This window comes from Streptomyces varsoviensis (assembly GCF_000718635.1).
GTDB lineage: Bacteria > Actinomycetota > Actinomycetes > Streptomycetales > Streptomycetaceae > Streptomyces > Streptomyces varsoviensis.
Window position 1 is genome coordinate 30,315 of sequence record NZ_JOBF01000033.1, and the last position, 21,010, is coordinate 51,324.

Here is a 21,010-nt window from a genome sequence, read left to right on the forward strand (position 1 = left end):
CGATGACCCAGTCCCGTGTCGAAGATGTGTGGCTACTCTCGCCGTTGCAGGAGGGGATGCTGTTCCACGCCACCTTTGACGGCGCGACCCCGGACGTCTACCAGGCGCAACGGGCGATGGAGCTGACCGGTCCGTTGGACGCCGACCGTCTGCGGGCGACCTGGGAGGCGCTGCTGGCCCGGCACCCGGCGCTACGGGCGGGCTTCCGCCAGCGCAAGTCGGGCGAGTCGGTGCAGATCGTCGCGCGGGCGGTGACCTTGCCGTGGCAGGAGGCGGACCTTTCCGGCATGGCGGAGGCCGACGCCTTCGCCGAGCTTGAACGGCTCTCCGCCCGGGAACGCGCCGCCCGGTTCGACATGGGCGTTCCCCCGCTGCTGCGCCTGCTGCTCGTACGCTTCGGCGCGCGGCGGCACCGGCTGGTGATCACGCACCACCACATCCTGATGGACGGCTGGTCGCTGCCGGTGCTGATCAACGAGATGACCTCGGTGTACGCGGCCGGGGGCAGCACCGCCGGGCTGCCACGGGCCACGTCCTACCGGGAGTACCTGGCGTGGCTGAACCGGCAGGACAAGGAGGCGGCGCGGAGCGCGTGGCGGGCGTCGCTGGCGGGGGCGGACGGGCCGACGCTCGTGGCGCCCGCGGCCCCGGACCGGACGACCGAGACGTACGCGAACCTGAGCACTCGCCTGTCTGCCGACCTGTCCCAGGCCCTGACGAGGTTGGCGCAGAGCCACAACCTGACCGTGAACACCGTGGTGCAGGGCGCGTGGGCGCTGCTCCTGGCCCGGCTGACCGGCCGGGACGATGTCGTCTTCGGCGCCACGTCGGCGGGGCGGCCCGCCGAACTGCCGGGCGTCGAGTCCATGGTGGGACTGGTCATCGACACCCTGCCGGTGCGCGTACGCCTCGACGGAGGTCAGCCCGTACTGGACATGCTGACTCAACTACAGGGAAAGCAAGCATCACTGATGGCGCATCAGCACCTCGGGCTGCCCGAGGTGCAGCGGACCGCCGGGCCCGGCGCGGTCTTCGACACGCTGGTCGTGTACGAGAACTACCCCCGCCCCCCGGCCGACGCCCCCGACCCCGATTCCTTCGCCATCAGGCTCATCAGCGGGCAGGAGGCCGCGCACTATCCGCTCACGCTGCTCCTGACCCCCGGCGCCCGCATGACCTGCGAGATCGACTACCGCCCCGACCTGTTCGGCCACGAGGCCGTCCAGTCGATCGTCGGCCGTCTGATGCGGGTGCTGGAGCAGATGGCACGGGCGGACGCCGGCCCGCCGACGCGGGTCGGCGACGTCGACGTACTGCGGGTCGGCGACATCGACGTGCTGCACGAGGCCGAGCGCTCCCGTGTGATCGGGGAGTGGAACGACACCGCCCGGCCGGTGTCGCGGGGCACCGTGGTGGACCTGTTCGAGGAGTGGGCGGAACGGTCGCCGGACGCGCCGGCGGTGCGGTGCGGCTCCGAAGAGCTGTCGTACGGAGAGTTGGAAGGTAGGGCGAACTGCCTGGCTCGCCATCTCTCCCGGATCGGCGTGGGCCGGGAGTCGCGGGTGGGCCTGTGCCTGCCGCGCGGCGTGGACATGGTCGTAGGGCTGCTGGCGGTGTGGAAGGCGGGCGGCGCGTACGTACCGCTCGACCCCGATTACCCGCCGGACCGGCTCGCCTACATGATCACGGACAGCGGCACATCGGTCATCCTGGCCACGACGGCGACCGCGACGGCGACGGCGACGGCGACCGCGACGGCGACGGCGACCGCGACGGCGACGGCAACGGCCACGGCCACGGCGACAGCCTCGACACCCCCCGCATCCCCCTCGACCCCGGTGATCCCGACGGCCCCGGCGACCCCGACCACCACCGTGCTCCTCGACACCCCCGCGACCGAGCGCGCCCTAGCCGCCGAATCCCCCGCGCCGCTGAACCTGCCGGCCCACCTCACCCAGTCCGCCAACGTGATCTACACGTCCGGCTCCACAGGACGGCCGAAGGGCGTGGCGCTGACCCACGGCGGCGTGCTCAACATGGCCGAGGCCGCACGGCCCGTGCTCGGTATGGCGGCGGGGGTGACGGCGCTTCAGTTCGTGTCGTTCAGCTTCGACGCGGCCGTACTCGATGTCGCCGTCACCCTGGCCGGCGGCGGCACGCTGGCGATCGCGTCGAGCGAGGAGCGTACGGACCCCGTGGCGCTGGCGGAGATGATCCGCCGCTCCGGCGTGCGGGTCGCGAACGGCGTGCCCTCGATGCTGCGCCTGCTCGATGGGCAGGCCGTGCCCGACGTGGCGAACTGGCTGGTCGGCGGGGAGCGGCTGACCTCTGGTCTGGCGAGCCGGTGGCGCGCCGGGGCGCGGCTGTGGAACGCGTACGGACCGACCGAGGCCACCGTCATCGCGACGGCCGGGCTGCTCGCGGAGGGCTTCGGCCCCGACGACGCGCCGCCCGCGATCGGCCGGCCGCTCGGCAACGTCCGGGTCTTCGTCCTCGACAGCCTGCTCCGCCCGCTGCCGCCCGGCATGACGGGTGAGCTGTACGTGGCCGGGGCCGGGCTGGCCCGCGGTTACGTGAGTCGGCCGGGGCTGACGGCGGAGCGGTTCGTGGCCTGCCCCTTCGTGCCCGGGGCGCGGATGTATCGCTCGGGTGACCTGGCGCGGTGGACGGCCGACGGGCGGCTGGAGTTCGCGGGGCGCGCGGACGAGCAGGTCAAGATCCGGGGCTTCCGGGTCGAGCCCGGGGAGATCGCGGCCGTGCTCGCCGCCCACGGCGCGGTGGATCAGGCGGCGGTCGTGGTCCGCGAGGACCGGCCGGGCGCCGAGCGCCTCGTCGCGTACGCCGTGCCCGCCGCGGGCCGCCGGATCGACGGCGCGGAGCTGCGGGACCACGCGGGCCGCCGGCTGCCGGAGCACATGGTCCCGGCCGCGGTGGTGGCGCTGGACGCGCTGCCGCTGACGGCCAACGGCAAGCTGGACAAGGCGGCGCTGCCCGCGCCCGAGCTCGCGGCCAGAGGCGGACGCGCCCCGGCGACGCCCACCGAGGAGGTGCTGTGCGGCCTGTTCGGCGAGGTGCTGGAGCTGGGCCAGGTGGGGGCCGAGGACAACTTCCTTGAACTGGGCGGTGATTCGCTGCTTGCCATGCGGCTGATCGCACGGGTACGGGCGGTGCTGGACGCGACGGTGAGCATCAAGGAACTGTTCGCGGCCCCGACCGTGGCGGGCGTCGCGCGCCTGATCGACGGTGTGCGGGGCAGGGGCGCGGCCGTGCTGGAGCGTCAGGTGCGGCCCGCGGTCGTGCCGTTGTCGTTCGCGCAGCAGCGGATGTGGTTCCTCGACCGGATGGACGACGGCCCCGCCGCCGCTGCCGCGTACAACATGCGGCTCGCGCTCCGGATTTCGGGCGAGCTGGACGTGGCGGCGCTGGAGGCGGCGCTCGGGGACGTGGCCGACCGGCACGAGAGCCTGCGGACGGTCTTCCCCGACATCGACGGCGTCCCGCGGCAGCGGGTGCTGGAGGGGGAGGCGGGGCGCCCGCGGCTCGTCACGGTGGCGGCCGAGGAGGAACAGCTCGATCAGGCCCTCACCGAACACACCCGGCACGCCTTCGACGTCGGCACGGAACTCCCATGGCGGGTCAGGCTGTTCACGCTCTCGGCGACCCGTTCGGTACTGCTGATCGTGGCGCATCACATCGCGTCCGACGGCTGGTCGATGGGCGTCCTCGGCCGGGACGTGCAAGTGGCCTACGCGGCTCGGCATGCGGGCCAGGCACCGGACTGGTCGCCGCTGCCGGTGCAGTACGCCGATTACGCGCTGTGGCAGCGGGGCGCGTTGGGTGAACTGGGCGATCCAGAAAGCCTGGCAGCCCGCCAGATGGACTACTGGCGCGCTGCGTTGGCCGACTCCCCGCAAGAGCTGGCGCTGCCTTTCGACCGGCCGCGGCCGGCGGTGCCGTCGTTCCGTAGTGGCAGTGTGCCCGTGCGGGTGGACGCGGCGACGCATGCGCGGTTGGTGGAGTTGGCGGGGCGTGGCCGGGCGACGATGTTCATGGTGATGCACGCTGCCGTGTCGGCGCTGCTGTCGCGGATGGGCGCGGGCTGTTCGTCAACACGCTGGTGCTGCGGGCCGATCTGAGCGGTGATCCGTCCTTCGCGGAGCTGCTGGGCCGGTTGCGGGAGCGGGATCTGGGGGCGTACGCGCATCAGGACATGACGGCGCCGCCCGCGCACTTCGACCTGTCGCTGACCCTCGGCGAGCGTCGCGCGGCGGACGGCTCACCGGCCGGCCTGGAGGGCGGCATCCTCTACGCCGCCGACCTCTTCGACGAGACGACGGCCCAGGCCCTCGCCGCCCGGCTGACCCGAGTGCTGGAACAGGTCGCGGAGAACGCCCGTATCCGCCTCAGCGAGATCGATGTGCTCGGCCCGCAGGAGCGGTCCGCCGTGGTGGAGGCGTGGAACGCCACGTCCCGGCCGCAGGCGGCGGGGACGGTGCTGGACCACTTCGACGCCTGGGTCCGTTCCACCCCGGACGCTCTCGCCGTGCGCTGCGGTTCAGCCGCGCTGTCGTACGGAGAGTTGGAAGGTCGGGCGAACCGGCTGGCGCGCTATCTCTCCCGGCTGGGTGTGGGGCGGGAGTCGCGGGTGGGCCTGTGCCTGCCGCGCGGCGTGGACATGATCGTAGGGCTGCTCGCCGTGTGGAAGGCGGGCGGCGCGTACGTGCCGCTCGACCCGGAGTATCCGGCGGACCGGCTCGCCTACATGATCGCCGACAGCGGCGCGTCCGTGGTGCTGGGCCTGGCCGGCACGCTGTCCGGAATTCCGGCGGGCACCGCGGCCGTGGTCGAACTGGACCGGGCCGCGCACGACATCGACGCCGAGCCGTCCGACGCGATCCAACACATCCTCAGTTCCGCCCGGTTGGCCTACGTGATCTACACCTCCGGGTCGACGGGGCAGCCCAAGGGCGCGGCCGTCGCGCATGGCGGTGTGGCGAACCTGGCGGAGGCCATGCGGCCCGTACTCGGGGCGCGTGCAGGGGTGACGGCGCTTCAGTTCGCGTCGTTCAGCTTCGATGCCGCCGTGCTGGATGTGGCGGTCACCCTGGGCGCGGGCGGCACCCTCGCCATCGCGTCGAGCGACGAACGCATGGAGCCGCAGGCGCTGGCCCGGATGATCGAGACGGCGGGCGTGAGCGTGGCGAGCGTCGTCCCGTCCCTCCTCGGCGTCCTCGATCCGGCCGCCGTGCCGGGCGTACGAAACTGGGTGCTGGGCGCGGAGCGGCTGACGGCGGACCTGGCGGCGCGGTGGCGGGCCGGTGCCCAGGTCTGGAACACGTACGGCCCGACCGAGGCGACCGTGATCACCACGGCCACGCCGCTGCCGGAGGGCATCGGCCCGCAGGACGCGCCGCCGGCGATCGGCCGACCCCTCGGAAACGTCCAGGTCTTCGTCCTCGACGGCTTCCTGAAGCCGGCCCCGGTCGGCGCGGTCGGCGAGCTGTACGTGGCCGGGGCCGGGCTCGCACGCGGCTACACGGGCCGCCCGGCTCCGACGGCGGAGCGGTTCGTGGCCTGCCCGTTCGCCCCCGGAGCGCGGATGTACCGCACAGGCGACCTGGCGCGGTGGACGGCCGGCGGGCTGTTGGAGTTCGCGGGCCGTGCGGACGAGCAGGTCAAGGTCCGGGGCTTCCGCGTCGAACCCGGCGAGGTCGAGGCCGTGCTGGCCCGGCACCAGAGCGTGCGCCGGGCGGCGGTCGTGGCGCGCGAGGACCGGCCGGGCGAGCCGCGCCTGGTGGCGTACGTGGTCCCCGCCGACGCCACCCCTACGGCTGGCGGTCCTTCCATCGCTCCCGAAGAGTTCGACGGCGCGGCGCTGGAGGAGTTCGCCCGTACCCTCCTGCCGGACTACATGATCCCGGCGGCCGTCGTCGCGATGGAGGCGCTGCCGCTGACCGCCAACGGCAAGCTCGACCGGGCCGCGCTGCCCGCGCCGGAGACGGCCGGCCGCACCGCCGGACGCGTCCCCGAGACGCCCGCCGAAACCCTCGTCAGCAGTCTGTTCGGCGAGGTGCTGGGGGTGGCGGGGGTGAGCGCCGAGGACGGCTTCTTCGAGCTGGGCGGCGACTCGCTGCTGGCGATGCGGCTGCTCGGGCGGGTGCGGTCCGTGCTGGACGTCACCGTAAGCATCAGGGAGCTGTTCGGCGCGCCCACGGTGGCGGGCGTCGCGCGGCTGATCGAGCGTGCGCGGAGCGCGGACGGATCGGTGTTGGTACGTCAAGTACGGCCGGCGGTGCTGCCGTTGTCGTTCGCGCAGCAGCGGATGTGGTTCCTCAACCGGGTGGGCGACGACCCGGCCGCCGCTGCCGCGTACAACCTGCCGCTGGCCCTGCGGATCTCCGGCGAGCTGGACGTGGCGGCGCTGGAGGCGGCGCTCGGGGACGTGGCCGACCGGCACGAGAGCCTGCGGACGGTCTTCCCGGACGTCGACGGCGTGCCGTGCCAACAGGTGCTGGAGGGCGAGGAGGGCCGCCCGCCGCTCGTCGTCACGGAGGCCCGGGAGGAGGAGTGGGAGGCGGCCCTCGCCGCCCACGCGGGCCACGGCTTCGACATGAGCGCCGACCTGCCCTGGCGGGCCACCCTCCTGCGCGCCACGCCCTCGGAGTCGGTACTGCTGATCGTGGCGCACCACATCGCGTCCGACGGCTGGTCGATGGGCGTGCTGGCGCGCGACCTGGAGACGGCCTTCGCCGCGCGGCGCGCGGGCCAGGCCCCGGACTGGGAACCGCTGCCCGTGCAGTACGCGGACTACGCGCTGTGGCAGCGCGCTGCGCTGGGCGATCCGGACGACCCGGAAAGCCTGGTGAGCGGTCAGCTCGACTACTGGCGCGAGGTGTTGACGGGGGCTCCGCAGGAGTTGGCGTTGCCCTTGGACCGGCCGCGGCCGGCGGTGCCGTCGTTCCGGAGTGGGAGTGTGCCGGTGCGGGTGGACGCGGTGACGCATGCGCGGTTGGTGGAGTTGGCGGGGCGTGGCCGGGCGACGATGTTCATGGTGATGCACGCTGCCGTGTCGGCGCTGCTGTCGCGGATGGGCGCCAATACGCTGGTGCTGCGGGCCGATCTGAGCGGTGATCCGTCCTTCGCGGAGCTGCTGGGCCGGTTGCGGGAGCGGGATCTGGGGGCGTACGCGCATCAGGACCCGGCAACGTACCGGAGGCGCAGTGGGAGCTGCCCGGCCTGCGGGTGCGTCCCCTGCCGCCGTTCTCCGCGCCGCCGACCCGCTTCGACCTGGCCCTGACCTTCACCGAGCGGCGCGACGCGGACGGTTCCCCGGACGGGCTCGACGGCGGCATCCTCTACGCCGCCGACCTCTTCGACGAGTCGACGGCCCAGGCCCTCGCGACCCGGCTGGCACGGGTCCTGGCCCAGGTCGCGGCCGACCCCGACACGCGCCTCAGCGACATCGACGTGCTCGTCGGGGACGAGCGCTCGCGGGTGGTGGGGGAGTGGAACGCCACCACGCGTCCGCGGGCGGCGCGGACGGTGCTGGACCTCTTCGCCGCCTGGGCCGCCGCGACCCCGGATGCCGTCGCCGTGCGCTGCGGCTCGTCCGCGCTGTCGTACGGAGAGTTGGAAGGTAGGGCGAATCGACTGGCGCGCTATCTCTCCCGGCTGGGTGTGGGGCGGGAGTCGCGGGTGGGCCTGTGCCTGCCGCGCGGCGTGGAGATGATCGTGGGGCTGCTGGCGGTGTGGAAGGCGGGCGGCGCGTACGTACCGCTCGACCCGGAGTATCCGGCGGACCGGCTCGCCTACATGGTCGCGGACAGTGGCGCCTCGGTCGTCCTGACGGCCGCCGGAAGGGCGGCGGACACGGCGGCCGCGATCGCCGAAGGCAGGGCGCGTGTCGTGGTGCTGGACGAGGAGGCGGAAGCCATCGAGGCGTCCGATGCCCCGCAACACCACACAATTCCCGGCCAGTTGGCGTATGTGATCTATACGTCCGGGTCGACGGGCCGTCCGAAAGGCGTGGCCGTCGCGCACGGCGGCGTGGCGAACCTGGCGGAGGCCATGCGGCCCGTACTCGGGGTGAGCGAAGGGGTGACGGCCCTTCAGTTCGCGTCCTTCAGTTTCGACGCGGCCGTGCTGGATGTGGCGGTCACCCTCGGCGCGGGCGGCACTCTCGCCATCGCGTCGAGCGACGAACGCACCCAGCCGGAAGCCCTCGCCAGGATGATCGAGGCGGCGGGCGTGAGCGTGGCGAGCGTCGTTCCGTCCCTCCTCGGCGTCCTCGATCCGGCCGCTGTGCCGGGCGTACGGAACTGGGTGCTGGGCGCGGAGCGGCTGACGGCGGATCTGGCGGCGCGGTGGCGGGCCGGTGCCCAGGTCTGGAACACGTACGGGCCGACCGAGGCGACCGTGATCACCACGGCCACGCCGCTGGCTGCCGGTATCGGTGCGCAGGACGCGCCGCCGCCAGTGGGCCGTCCGCTCGGGAACGTTCAGACGTATGTGCTGGATGATTTTCTGCGGCCGGTGCCGCCCGGTGTGACGGGTGAGCTGTACGTGGCCGGGGCCGGGCTGGCGCGCGGCTATGCGGGTCGTGCGGGGCTGACGGCGGAGCGGTTCGTGGCCTGCCCCTTCGCGCCCGGCCTCCGGATGTATCGCTCAGGGGACCTGGCGCGGTGGACGGCCGAGGGCCTGTTGGAGTTCGCGGGGCGGGCGGATGAGCAGGTCAAGATCCGGGGGTTCCGGGTCGAGCCGGGTGAGGTGGAGTCGGTCCTGGCGGCCCATCCGGATGTGGCCCAGGCAGCAGTCGTCGTGCGCGAGGACCGGCCCGGCGACAAGCGGCTGCTCGGCTACATCGTCCCCACCGTGCCGGAGATCGACCAGCTTCTGCTGCACGAGCACATGGGCAAGGCCCTGCCGGAGTACATGATCCCGGCGGCGGTCATCGCGCTGGAGGCGCTGCCGCTGACCGCCAACGGCAAGCTCGACCGGGCCGCGCTGCCCGTGCCCGACTTCGGCGAGCGGGGCTCCGGTCGCGCGCCGGAGACCGAGATGGAGAAGGCCGTCTGCGCCCTCTTCGCCGAGGTGCTCGACGTCGAACGGGTCGGCGTCGACGACAGCTTCTTCGACGTCGGCGGCAACTCGACGCTGGCGATGCGACTCGCCGCGCGCATCAGGGCCGAGTTCGGCGCCGAGTTGAATATGCGTCAGTTCTTCGGCGCGTCCACGCCGCTCGGCGTGGCCCGGATGCTCCAGTCGAAGGCCCGCCCCGTGCTGCGGCCGGTCGACCACCCGGACGCCATCCCCCTCTCCGCCAACCAGGCGCACACCTGGCAGGCGGACCGGCTGCGCCCGGAGTCGGACCTGCGGCTCCCGCTCGCGCTGCGCCTGGCCGGCGAGCTGGACCGGCCGGGCCTGGAGGCCGCGCTCGGGGACATCGCCGCACGCCAGGACGTGCTGCGGACGGTCTTCGCGCGTACGGACGACGGCGAACTCGTCCAGTACGTCCTGGACCCCGCCGACGACACCGCCCGCCCCCGGCTCTCCGTGGTGCCGGCGACCGAGGCGGAGCTGCCGGGCCTGTTGGCCGCACACGGCCGGCACAGGTTCGATCTCACGCGGGAGACGCCGTGGGCGCAGTACCTGTTCGCCCTCTCGGAGACCGAGCACGTACTGCTCCTCGTCGTGCACCGGATCGCCGCTGACGAAGCGTCACTGGACGTGCTCGTACGCGACCTGGTGGCGGCCTACGGCGCCCGGCGCGAGGGCCGTGTCTCCGAACGGGCCCCGCTGCCCTTGCAGTTCGCCGACTACGCGCTGTGGGAACGCGAACTGCTCCAGGGCGAGCGGCAGGCCGAGAGCCTGGCCGGCGATCAGCTCGCCTTCTGGCAGAACACCCTGGCCGACGCGGCGGCGACGCTGCCGCTGCCGACCGACCGGCCGCGTCCCCCGCGGGCGTCGCAGCGCGTGGCATCCGCCCCGCTGAGCCTCGACGCCGACACGCACGACAGGTTGACGGAGACGGCGGAGGAGCACGGGGCGACGACGTTCATGGCGGTCCAGGCGGCGCTCGCGCTGCTGCTCACCCGGCTCGGCTCCGGCACCGACATCGTGCTCGGGACGGCGCTGCCGCGCCAGGACGAGGAGGAGAGCCTGAACGGCGTGATGGGACCCTTCACCGAGTTCGTGGCGCTGCGCACGGACACCTCCGGCGACCCCGCGTTCGGCGAGCTGCTCGACCGGGTCCGGGAGGCGGCCCTGCCCGCCGACGCCCACCGGGACGTGCCGTTCGCACGGGTCGTGGCGGCGCTCGCGCTGCCGCCCTCCACGGCCGCGCACCCCGTCTTCCAGGTCCTGCTCGACGTCCAGGACGATGTCGCGGAGAAGTGGGACACGGCGGAGCTGGCGGGCCTGGACACCACCCGGCTCACCGTCGACGCGGGTACGTCCGAGATGGACCTGGCGTTCTCCCTCGTGGAGCGGCTGGAGGACGACCGGACCCCGGCCGGCCTCGACGGCGTGCTGCGCTACGCCACGGACCTCTTCGACCCGGCCACCGGTCAGGCGCTCGCGGACGGTGTCGTCAGCGTGCTGGAACAGGTGGCGGCCGACCCCGACGTGCGCCTCAGCCAGGTCGGCCTCCCGCCGGAGCTGGCCGAGCACCGCCGGATGGCGGCATCCGGGAACGGCGCGGCGGCACCAGCAGCGGCCTCGGCCCCGGCGCCCGGTGGCACGGCGGTCGGACCGTCCGCCGCACCGGCCGACCGTACCCCCGAGGCCGACGGCCGGGACGGCGAGCGGCCCGGCGCCGCGCTGCGCACCATCAGGAACCGCGACGACCTGGGCGTACTGCTCCCGCTGCGGCCCGAGGGCGACCGTCCGCCGCTGTTCTGCGTGCACCAGAGCACCGGCCTCGGCTGGCGGTACGCGGCGCTCCTCCCGTACCTGCCGTCGGACCAGCCCGTCTATGGGGTGCAGGCGCGCGGGCTCGCGGGCCCGGAGCCCCTGCCGCGGAGCGTCGAGGAGATGGCGGCCGACTACGCCGACCGGATCAGGGCCCTCCAGCCGTACGGCCCGTACCACCTCCTCGGCTGGTCCGTGGGCGGGCTGATCGCCCAGGCGATCGCCACCCGGCTGGCGGAACTGGGGGAGAAGGTCGGGCTCCTCGCGCTCCTCGACAGCTACCCCGACTCGACGGCCGCCGTCTCCGTGGTCGACCTGGACGGCCAGGCCGAAGGGGATGGCCGCGCCGGAGCGGAGGAGGGCGACGTGGCCGCTGTCCTGGGAGCGGACGACGCCTACCCGGAGGGTGTGAGCGGGCCGCTCGTGACGAATATGCAGGAGATCAGGCGCCGCATGTACCAACTGGAGCGGCGCCACACACCGCGGTACTTCCCGGGCGGCCTCACGGTGTTCGTCGCGCTCGGGGCCCGGCCGGAGGGGCTGCGGCTGCCGGACGCGGTCGCGGGCTGGCGGCCGTACACGGGCGGCGAGATCGCGGCGCACGAAGTCGACGCCGGCCACGACGACCTGCTCCACGCGCCCCACGTGGCCCGCATCGGGCGCCTCGTCGCCGACAAGCTGCGCGCCGCACCGAGGGCCGGCGGGGCGAAGGACGTGAAGGGTGCGACCGGAGACCGGAAGGGCGACCACATATGACGAAGCCTCAAGAAGCGTCGGCACGGCGGCGGCGGGGAGAGCCGAACCCGGCGGACGTCCCCGTGCACATGCGGCGGAGCGGCCTCGACCCGCTGCCCGAGCTGAGCCGGATCAGCGCGGAGACGCCGTTCGCCCGGGGCATGAGCCCGGTCGGTGAGAGCTGGATCGCCACCGGCCTCGACGAGGTGCGGGCGATCCTCGGTGACACGGACCGGTTCAGTACGAACCCGGTCGCCGACACGGCGGCGGAGTCCCGGCGGCTGGCGCAGGCGGGGAACCCGCTCCAGAACGACCCGCCGGAACACACCCGGATCCGGAAGATGCTGACGCCGGCGCTCACGGCGCGCCGGATGCGCGGGATGGAACCCGTCATCGAGGAGATCGTGGCGGACCGGCTGAAGGAGCTGGAGCGGGCCGGGCCGCCGGCGGACCTGATGCGCCACTTCGCCTGGCCCGTACCCGGACTGGTGGCGTGCGCGCTGTTCGGCATCCCGCGCGACGACCAGCCCCAGCTCACCCGCAACATGCTGCTCGGCCAGCGCCGCGACGGCCCGCGGAAACTGGTGATGGCCGCGGAGCACGCCTTCACGGACTACCTGGACCGGTTCGTCGCGCGCAAGCGCCTCGACCCGGCCGGAGACGACATGATCAGCATGCTGCTCCGGGAACACGGGGACTCCATCACCGACGCCGACCTGGTGGGGCTCATCGATGCCACCCTGGGCGCCGGCCTGGAGAACATGGCCGGGATGCTGGGGCTGGGCACGCTGGCGCTGCTCGACCACCCCGGCCAGTTGGCCCAGCTCCGGGAGCGGCCGGAGCTGATGGGCCAGGCGGTGGAGGAACTGCTGCGGTACGTCGCCGTCGTGCCGCTCGCCAACTTCCGTACCGCGCTGGTGGACGTGGAGTTCGCGGGCCACGTCGTGAAGGCCGGCGAGGTCGTGGCCTGCTCGCTGTTCGCGGCGAACCGCACCCAGCACCCCGAAGCGCCGGTCGACGACTTCGACATCACCCGCGGCAGCACCACCCACGTGGGGTTCGGGCACGGCATCCACTTCTGCGTCGGCGCCCCGCTGGCCCGGCTGGAATTGCGGATCGCCTTCGCCCGGCTGCTGGAACGCTTTCCCGGCCTCCGGCCGGCGGTACCCCGCGAAGAACTGCGGTTCCGGTCGCAGTCGCGGCCGATCTACGGAATCGAGAAACTGCCGATCGCCTGGTAGCGGCAGAAGGAACCGCGCGCCGGATGAATCACGGGAAAGAAACGACGACGCGAACACAGCGCACGCGACACGAGAAATGAGAGGAGTCCAGGGATGCCCAAGGAATCGAATGTTCCCGTATACCAGCGTCGCAACGGCATCGACCCCTTGCCCGAACTGGTCCGGATGAGCAAGGAGACGCCCTTCGCCGAGGTCTCGGGTTCCGCGGTGCTCGACTGGATCGCCACCGGGCCCGACGTGGTCAAGGCGGTGCTCAGCGACGCCGACCGGTTCACCGGCAAGCCCCGGCCGGCCCACACCATGGACGGGCAGCCGTTCGACACCGGAAATCTGCTGCATTACGACCGCCCGGACCACGCCCGGCTGCGGAAGATGCTGACAGCCGAGTTCACCGTGCGGCGAATGCGCCGGATGCAGCCCATCATCGAGGAGATCGTGGCGGACCGGCTGGCCGTCCTGGAGCGGGCCGGACAACCGGCCGACGTGGTGCGGCACTTCGCCTGGCCGGTGCCCGGACAGGTCGTCTGCGGGCTGCTCGGCCTGCCCCGCGACGACCTGGCCGACCTGGCCCGGATGCTCGACATCCGCTCCACCAGTCGGGCCAAGAAGCAGGCGACGGCCGTGCAGGCGCTCGACCGGTACCTGGTCGGGGTCATGGTGCGCAAGCGCGCCGAACCGAGCGACGACCTCCTCGGCATGCTCATCCGCGAGCACGGCGAGGAGCTGACCGACCATGAACTGGCGGGCATCGCCTCGTTCCTCGTCTCGGCGGCCGTGGAGAGCACCGCGCAGGCGCTGAGCCTGGGGCTGCTCGCGCTGCTGCTCCACCCGGAACAGCTCGCGCTGCTCAAGGAGCGGCCGGAGCTGATGGACGGCGCGGTGGAGGAACTGCTGCGGTACGTGTCGGTGGTCTCGACGGCCTCGCCCCGTACCGCGGTCGTCGATGTGCCGGTCGCGGGCAAGGTGGTCAAGGCCGGTCAGGCCGTGGGCTGTTCGCTGATCGCGGCGAACCGGTCCGAGACGCCCGACGACCCGAACCTCCTCGATATCACCCGCGGCACCACCGCCCACGTGGCGTTCGGGCACGGCGTCCATTTCTGCCTCGGCGCGTCGCTGGCCCGGATGCAGATGCGGATCGCTTTCGCCCGGCTGCTGGAGCGCTTTCCGGACCTGCGGCTCGGTGTGCCGCCCGAGGAGTTGCGGTACCGGCCGTTCGCCCCGCAGTACGGGGTGGAGACGCTGCCGGTCTTCTGGTAGGGCGCGCGCGTACGGGCGGGTTTCGCGGGCGTACCGGTGCGGGGCCGTGCGCGGGATTCTCGCTGCCCTGCCCAAGTGGCGAATTCGATGGGTTGGACAGTGCCCTACGGGCAGCCATATCTGCTTCCATGCTCTCCCAGGCTCTGTCCGTTCGAGGCTCTTCGGCGCCGAGTTTGACCCGAGCTTCCGGAAGGGGTTGTGGGGCGGGCCGGCGGGCCGCCGGAAAAAGCCTTCGTAAAAGGCCGCCGGAAGACATTTTTTCGATCACGGGTGGTACGGGGGAATTTCATGGCCGGACAGAGCGCCGACGACCGCGTACGGCCGCACCACGAGCGCGCACGGCCGCACCGCGACCGTACGGAGCGCGCCGGCGACGTGGCGCGGCTGAGCAAAGGCGATCTGCACTCCAGCGTCAGCGACCCCGTCCTGGACACCATGACGTTCCTCAACGAGGTGACGCTCCGCTACCCGGACGCGATCTCCTTCGCGCCCGGCCGGCCGTACGACGGCTTCTTCGACACCGAGCAGATCTTCGGCTATCTCCGCGGCTATCTCGACAACGAGGCGGCGCGGGGGAGCTCGCCGGAGCGTATCCGCACCCTCATGTACCAGTACGGGCCCGTCGCCGGGCAGATCCGCGACATCGTCGCCGACTGGCTGCGGACGGACGAGCGCATCGATGTCGCCCCCGAGTCCGTCGTGGTGACCGTCGGCGCCCAGGAGGCCATGCTGCTGGTGCTGCGGGCGCTCGTCGGCGGGCCCGAGGACGCCGTCCTGGTCGCCAGCCCCAGCTTCATGGGCATCACCGGCGCGGCCCGGCTGCTCGACATCCCCGTGACCCCGGTGCCGGAGGGGCCGGACGGCTACCGCCGGGACGCGCTGGAGGCGGCGATCGAGCGGGAGCGTGCGCGGGGGCGGCGGCCGCGCGCGTTCTACGTCATACCCGACCACTCCAACCCCTCCGGCACCACGATGGGGCTGCGGGACCGCACCGAACTGCTGGAGCTCGCGGCGCGCCACGACCTCCTCATCGTGGAGGACAGCCCGTACCGGCTGGTCAGCCCGGGCCCGCCGCCGCCGACGCTGAAGTCCCTGGACCGGGCGCGCCGGGTCGTGCACATCGGCTCGTTCGCCAAGACCGTCTTTCCCGGCGCCCGCCTGGGCTTCGTCGTCGCCGACCAGCCGGTCGTGGACGGCGCGGGCCGGGAGAGCCTGCTCGCCGACGAACTCGCCAAGATCAAGAGCATGGTGACGGTCAACACGCCGTCGCTGAGCCAGGCCGTCGTGGCGGGCGCCCTGCTGGCCGCCCGCGGCCGCCTCTCGGAGCTGAACGCGAAGGCCGCCGTCCATTACGACGAGGCCCTGCGGCACACGCTCCGGGAGCTGGAGGCCCGCCTCCCCGCCGATCGCCGCGCGGCCCTCGGCGTGCGCTGGAACACCCCCTCGGGCGGCTTCTTCCTGGGCGTCCGGGTGCCGTTCCGCGCGGACAACGCCGCGCTCGTACGCTCCGCGGAGCGGTTCGGCGTCATCTGGACGCCGATGAGCTACTTCTACCCCGGAGGCGGCGGCAGCCACGAACTCCGGCTCTCCATCAGCTATGTGACGCCCCGTGAGATCACGGAGGGCACCGCACGCCTCGCGCGCTTCATCGAGGCGGCGGCGAGCGGCCCCCTGTGATCCTCCGCCGGGTTCTTATGCTCCGCCGGTCTCCGTGGACGGCGACCGGACGACTCACACCCGCGCCCAGCGGGTGCGCACGAGAAGGGCGACCGAAGTGATCAGTATCCGTGGCACACACCGGCCGCGCAGCAAACGACGTATGTGGGGGTGGACCTTCCGATGACCGTCAGCGTGGACAGTGTGGAATCCATGGAGGCCATGGCGGTGCTGGACCCGGCGCCGCGCTCTACCGCGGGCCCGGCGACCGGCCTCCGCGAACCGAGGGCGGTGCTCGCCCGGCCCCGGATCGTCGGGGTGGGCACGGCGACCAGCCCGGCCTCCTACTCCCAGGAAGAGGTGCTCGAAGCCTTCGGGATCACCGACCCCCGCATCTGCTCCGTGTTCCTCAACAGCGCGATAGAACGGCGCAACCTCGACCTGCCCGCCCCGGGCAGCGACGGCATACGGCCCGTGGAACCGCAGGGCGACCTGCTCGACAAGCACAAGCGCCTGGCGCTGGACATGGGCGCCGAGGCGCTGCGGAACTGCCTGCGCCGGGCGGGCGCCGACCTCGCGGACCTGCGCCACCTGTGCTGTGTGACCTCCACCGGCTTCCTCACCCCCGGCATCAGCGCGCTCCTCATCCGCGAGCTGGGCATCGACCGGCACTGCAGCCGCTCCGACATCGTCGGCATGGGCTGCAACGCGGGGCTCAACGCCCTCAACGTGGTGGCCGGCTGGTCCGCCGCGAACCCGGGCGACCTCGCCGTCGTCCTGTGCGTGGAGGCCTGCTCCGCCGCGTACGCGATGGACTCCACGATGCGCACGGCCGTCGTGAACAGCCTGTTCGGGGACGGCGCCGGCGCCATCGCGCTGCGCACGGACCCGGCCGAGGCCCCCCTGGCCCCGGCCGGGCCGCCGCCCGGCGAGCCCTCGAACGGCGCGCCCGCGGGCCCGGGCATCCTCAAGTTCGCGAGCTGCATCATCCCGGACGCGGTCGACGCCATGCGCTACGACTGGGACCGCGACCTGGGCCGGTTCAGCTTCTACCTCGACCCGCTGATCCCGTACGTGGTCGGCGCGCACGCGGAACTCGTCGTCGACCGGCTGCTGTCGGGCACGGGGCTGCGCCGGAGCGACATCGCCCACTGGCTCGTCCACTCGGGCGGCAAGAAGGTCATCGACGCCGTCGTCGTCAACCTCGGGCTGACCCGCCACGACGTGCGGCACACCACCGGCGTGCTGCGCGACCACGGCAATGTCTCCAGCGGCTCGTTCCTCTTCTCCTACGAACGGCTCCTCGACGAGGGCGTCGCGGCGGCCGGCGACTACGGCGTGCTCATGACCATGGGGCCCGGCTCCACGATCGAGACGGCGCTGATCCGATGGTGAACCCGGAGGGTGCGATGGACCACACGCTCACGGCGGAGATCGACGGCGCCGAGCCGCCGACGCCCGCCGCCGTCAAGGCCCTGGCGGGCCTCTGCGACCGCGCCGAGGACCGGGGCGGCTCCGGCGTCGTCATCCTGCACGTCACCGGGGCCCCGGCCGGGGACTGGGCCGGCGGCCTCGACGTCATGCTGGTCAGCAAGTGGGAGCGCGCCGTGCGGCGGCTGGAACGGCTCCCGATGGCCACGCTCGCCCTGGCCCACGGGGAGTGCGGCGGCATGGCGCTCGACGTGTTCCTCGCCGCCGACATCCGCGTGGCCGCCCTCGACACCCGGCTGCTCGTGCACGGCGACGGCTCCGCGACCTGGCCCGGCATGGCCGGCTTCCGGCTCGTACAGCTCGCGGGCGCCGCCCGGACCCGCCGGGCCGTGCTGTTCGGCCTGCCGATCGACGCGCCCGAGGCCCGTACGCTCGGCATCGTCGACGGGCTGGTCGACGACCCCGAACAGGCCGTCGCGGCAGCCGCCGGGCTGGTCAGCGGCCTGTCGGGGAAGGACCTCGCCATCCGCCGGCAGCTCCTGCTCGACGCCCGGACGACGAGCTTCGAGGACGCCCTCGGCCCGCACCTGGCCGCCTGCGACCGGCTGCTGCGCGGCACCGCGCAGGAGGCATCGTGACCACCGTCCGGCCGTCCCCGGCGGCCGTCGAGGGCGTCTGGCCGAGCCTGTACGAGGCCGCGGCCCGCGCCGAGGAACTGCTGGCGGCTCTCCCGGAGCCCGGTGACCGCTCGCCCGACCAGCGGGCCGCGGCCACCGCGGCGAAGGACGCGGCCCGCGCGGAGCGGGTCCGCTTCCTGGAGGCGCACGCCGCCGACGTGTACGACCGGCTCACGAAGGGCCGTACCGTCGGGCTGCGCCTCGCCGAACTGGTCGCGGCCGCCGCCCTCGCCTACCCCTCGCTCCTCCCCTCGGAGCGTCAGATCGCGGACGACCGGAAGCGGCGCCAGGCGGACAAGGAGGGGTACGAGATCGATCAGGGGATCTTCCTGCGGGCGGTCCTCGGCTCCCCGGCCGCCGGCCGGCACCTGCTCGACACCATGCTGCTGCCCACCCCGCGCGCCCTGGAACTGCTGCCCGCGTTCCGCCGCACCGGGGAGGTCCGTACACGCTCCGTACTGCTCGAACGCCGAGGGGAAGCAGCCCATTTGACGATGCGTCGGGACGACTGCCTGAACGCCGAGGACGTCGAACAGGTCGACGACATGGAGACCGCCGTCGACCTCGCCCTCCTCGACCCGCGGGTGCGGGTCGGGGTGGTGCGCGGCGGCGAGATGACCCACCCGCGCTACCGCGGCAAACGCGTCTTCAGCGCGGGCATCAACCTCAAGAGCCTGCACGCCGGGGGCATTTCACTGGTCGGCTTCCTGCTCCGCCGCGAAGTCGGCTACCTCCACAAGCTCGTACGCGGAGTACGGACCGACGGCGAGTGTGGTGAGCGGCGCGAGGGGGCGTGGCACGCCCGTACGGTCGAGAAGCCCTGGATCGGCGCCGTCGACACCTTCGCCATCGGCGGCGGCATGCAGCTCCTCCTCGTCCTCGACCACGTGGTGGCCGCCGCCGACGCCTACTTCACCCTGCCCGCCGCCCGCGAGGGCATCGTGCCCGGAGCCGGCAACTTCCGGCTCGGCCGGCACACGGGACCGCGCGTCTCCCGGCAGATCATCCTCCAGGGCCGGCGGCTGTGGGCGAGCGAACCCGACGCCCGGCTGGTGGCCGACGAGGTCGTGGAACCGGAGGAGATGGACGCGGCCATCGCCCGCGGCGTCGAGCGGCTGAGCGCCCCGGCGGTCGTCGCCAACCGCAGAATGCTGAACCTCGCCGAGGAGCCCCCGGAGGAATTCCGCCGCTACATCGCCGAGTTCGCGCTCCAGCAGGCCCTGCGCCTCTACGACCAGGACGTGATCGCGAAGGTCGGCCGGTTCGCGGGGGAAGCCGGAGCCGGGACCGCAGCAGCAGCCGGAGCCGAAACCCGACCACGAGACGAGTGAGAGGAGCCCCGCGTGCCGGTGGCGAGGATCAACGGAACCACCCTCGGCTATGACGTGTACGGCACCGGAGAACCGGTCGTCCTGGTCACCGGGACCGCGGCGCCCGGCCGCGTCTGGCGCTCGCACCAGGTGCCCGCGCTGCGCGCGGCCGGCTACCAGACGATCACGCTCGACAACCGGGGCATCGGGCCGAGCGGCCCGTGCGAGGAAGGCACCACCCTCGCCGACCTGGCGGCGGACGTGGCCGGCCTCATCGACCACCTCGGCGCGGGGCCCTGCCGCCTCGTCGGGTTCTCGCTGGGCGCGATCATCGTGCAGGAACTGCTCCTGGCCCGGCCCGAACTCGCCGCCCAGGCCGTGCTGATGGCGACCTGCGGCCGGGCCGACGCGCTCATCTCCGCCATGGCCGCGGCCGACGTCGAGCTCTGCGACAGCGACGTCAAGCTCCCGCCGCGTTACGCGGCCTACGTGCAGGCGATCCAGAACCTGTCGCCGCGCACGCTCAACGACGAACAGCGGCTCCAGGGCTGGCTCGACATCTTCGAGATGTCGCCGGTCACCCCCGCCGGCGTACGCCACCAGCTCGGCCTCCAGGCCATTGCGGACCGGCTGGCGGCGTACCGGCGCGTGCGCTGCCCGTGCCTGGTCATCGCCTTCCGCGACGACCTGATCGCCCGCCCGCACCTGGGCCGCGAGGTCGCCGACAGCATCCCCGGCGGCTCGTACACGGAGATAGCCGGGTGCGGACACTACGGATATCTCGAACGGCCGGACGAGGTGAACTCCGCGATCATCGACTTCTTCGCCCGCCCGCGGCGGTCACCCGCCCGCCGGATGCCGTGACCAGCGGCGCGGCGCCATGACGGGCCGCCCGCGTGCAGGAAAGCGGCCATGAAAGCGGCCATGAAAGCGACTGCTCCGATGGGCCGCCGGCCCGCCGCTCAGTCCGTGAGCAGCCGCGAGCACAGCAGCTCGCGGGTGCGCGCGGAGAGGCCCAGCCCCTCCGTGAGGTAGCGCTCCGTGCTGCCCCAGCGCTCCTCGATCGTCTCGAACGCGGCAGCCAGATACTCCGCCCGGGCGTCGAAGAGCGGCGCGAGCAGCTCCATGACCTCGGGGGACAGCGCCGCGGGCGAATTGTCACCGCGCCGGATCTTGTAGCGCCGGTGCGGGGCGCTGGACTCCAGATAGTCGGCGAGGATCGCGTCGCGCCCCACGCCGACGGCGAGCAGGGTGACCGCGATGGACAGCCCCGCGCGGTCCTTGCCGGCGGCGCAGTGCATCAGCGCGGGCACGCTGTCCTCGGCGAGGGCGTGCAGCAGCCGGCTGTGCTCGGCGGTGCGCTCCGTGATCATGGTGCGGTACGAGCTGGACATCCGGCCCGCCGCCTGGCCCTCGCCGAGCATGACGCGCAGCTCGTCGAGGCCGCCGTCGCGGACCATCGCCCAGAACTCCTTGCCCTCGGCCGGGTCGCTGAGCGGTATGTTCACGTTCCGGACGCCGGTGAGGGCGACGTCGGGGCCCTCGACCCGGATGTCGGAGGCGTTGCGGAAGTCGAAGATCGTGTGCAGGCCGAGGGACCCGAGGTAACGGGCGTCCTCCTCGGTCGCGTGCGCGAGGTGACCGCTGCGGAACAGGACGCCGTGTCGCACGCGCCGGCCGTCGAGGGCGGGCAGCCCGCCCACGTCCCGGAAATTGCGGACACCGGCCAGCTCGGGCTCGGTCGACGGGATCTGCGGCGACTGGGTCACGGGCGCTCCTCGGTTCCGTCCGTCGA

At 73.1% G+C, this 21,010-nt stretch carries 11 protein-coding genes; 10 read left to right on the forward strand and 1 reads right to left on the reverse strand.

What is annotated here, in order from left to right:
* The first annotated feature begins 2 nt into the window (after window positions 1-2).
* The 10 genes from IF55_RS36125 to IF55_RS32185 all read left to right on the forward strand — a co-directional run bounded on the left by IF55_RS36125 (window position 3) and on the right by IF55_RS32185 (window position 20,079).
* The gene (locus IF55_RS36125; protein ID WP_052405181.1) at window positions 3-4,136 is read left to right on the forward strand and encodes a non-ribosomal peptide synthetase; all 4,134 of its coding nucleotides are present in this window, start codon (window positions 3-5) and stop codon (window positions 4,134-4,136) included.
* Complete coding sequence (locus IF55_RS36130; protein ID WP_052405182.1) at window positions 4,118-7,297, forward strand: non-ribosomal peptide synthetase; 3,180 nt, start codon at window positions 4,118-4,120, stop codon at window positions 7,295-7,297. The genes IF55_RS36125 and IF55_RS36130 overlap by 19 nt, the downstream gene beginning before the upstream one ends.
* Window positions 7,243-11,664, forward strand: coding sequence for a non-ribosomal peptide synthetase (locus IF55_RS32150; protein WP_048832929.1), 4,422 nt, complete (start codon window positions 7,243-7,245; stop codon window positions 11,662-11,664). The genes IF55_RS36130 and IF55_RS32150 overlap by 55 nt, the downstream gene beginning before the upstream one ends.
* Complete coding sequence (locus IF55_RS32155) at window positions 11,661-12,884, forward strand: cytochrome P450 (RefSeq protein WP_048832930.1); 1,224 nt, start codon at window positions 11,661-11,663, stop codon at window positions 12,882-12,884. Before IF55_RS32150 ends, IF55_RS32155 begins: the two co-directional genes overlap by 4 nt.
* Before the next feature lie 93 nt (window positions 12,885-12,977).
* On the forward strand, window positions 12,978-14,141 hold the full coding sequence (locus IF55_RS32160; protein WP_030890199.1) for a cytochrome P450: 1,164 nt from the start codon (window positions 12,978-12,980) through the stop codon (window positions 14,139-14,141).
* Between the two features lie 435 nt (window positions 14,142-14,576).
* A complete protein-coding gene (locus tag IF55_RS32165) occupies window positions 14,577-15,818 on the forward strand; it encodes an aminotransferase-like domain-containing protein (protein ID WP_048832948.1) in 1,242 nt (413 codons plus the stop codon).
* Between the two features lie 201 nt (window positions 15,819-16,019).
* Window positions 16,020-17,192, forward strand: coding sequence for a 3,5-dihydroxyphenylacetyl-CoA synthase DpgA (gene dpgA / locus IF55_RS32170; protein ID WP_063764079.1), 1,173 nt, complete (start codon window positions 16,020-16,022; stop codon window positions 17,190-17,192).
* 14 nt (window positions 17,193-17,206) lie between these two features.
* Window positions 17,207-17,866: an enoyl-CoA-hydratase DpgB gene (dpgB, locus tag IF55_RS32175; protein ID WP_030890207.1), complete on the forward strand. Its 660-nt coding sequence runs from the start codon at window positions 17,207-17,209 to the stop codon at window positions 17,864-17,866.
* Entirely contained in the window at window positions 17,863-19,236 is a 1,374-nt protein-coding gene (dpgC, locus tag IF55_RS32180) for a (3,5-dihydroxyphenyl)acetyl-CoA 1,2-dioxygenase DpgC (protein WP_245661577.1), read from the forward strand. The genes dpgB and dpgC overlap by 4 nt, the downstream gene beginning before the upstream one ends.
* 12 nt (window positions 19,237-19,248) lie before the next feature.
* The gene (locus IF55_RS32185) at window positions 19,249-20,079 is read left to right on the forward strand and encodes an alpha/beta fold hydrolase (RefSeq protein WP_030890212.1); all 831 of its coding nucleotides are present in this window, start codon (window positions 19,249-19,251) and stop codon (window positions 20,077-20,079) included.
* 98 nt (window positions 20,080-20,177) lie between these two features.
* Here IF55_RS32185 and IF55_RS32190 read toward each other — a convergent pair whose 3' ends face one another.
* Window positions 20,178-20,984, reverse strand: coding sequence for a tyrosine-protein phosphatase (locus IF55_RS32190; protein ID WP_030890215.1), 807 nt, complete (start codon window positions 20,982-20,984; stop codon window positions 20,178-20,180).
* Between the last annotated feature and the right edge of the window lie 26 nt (window positions 20,985-21,010).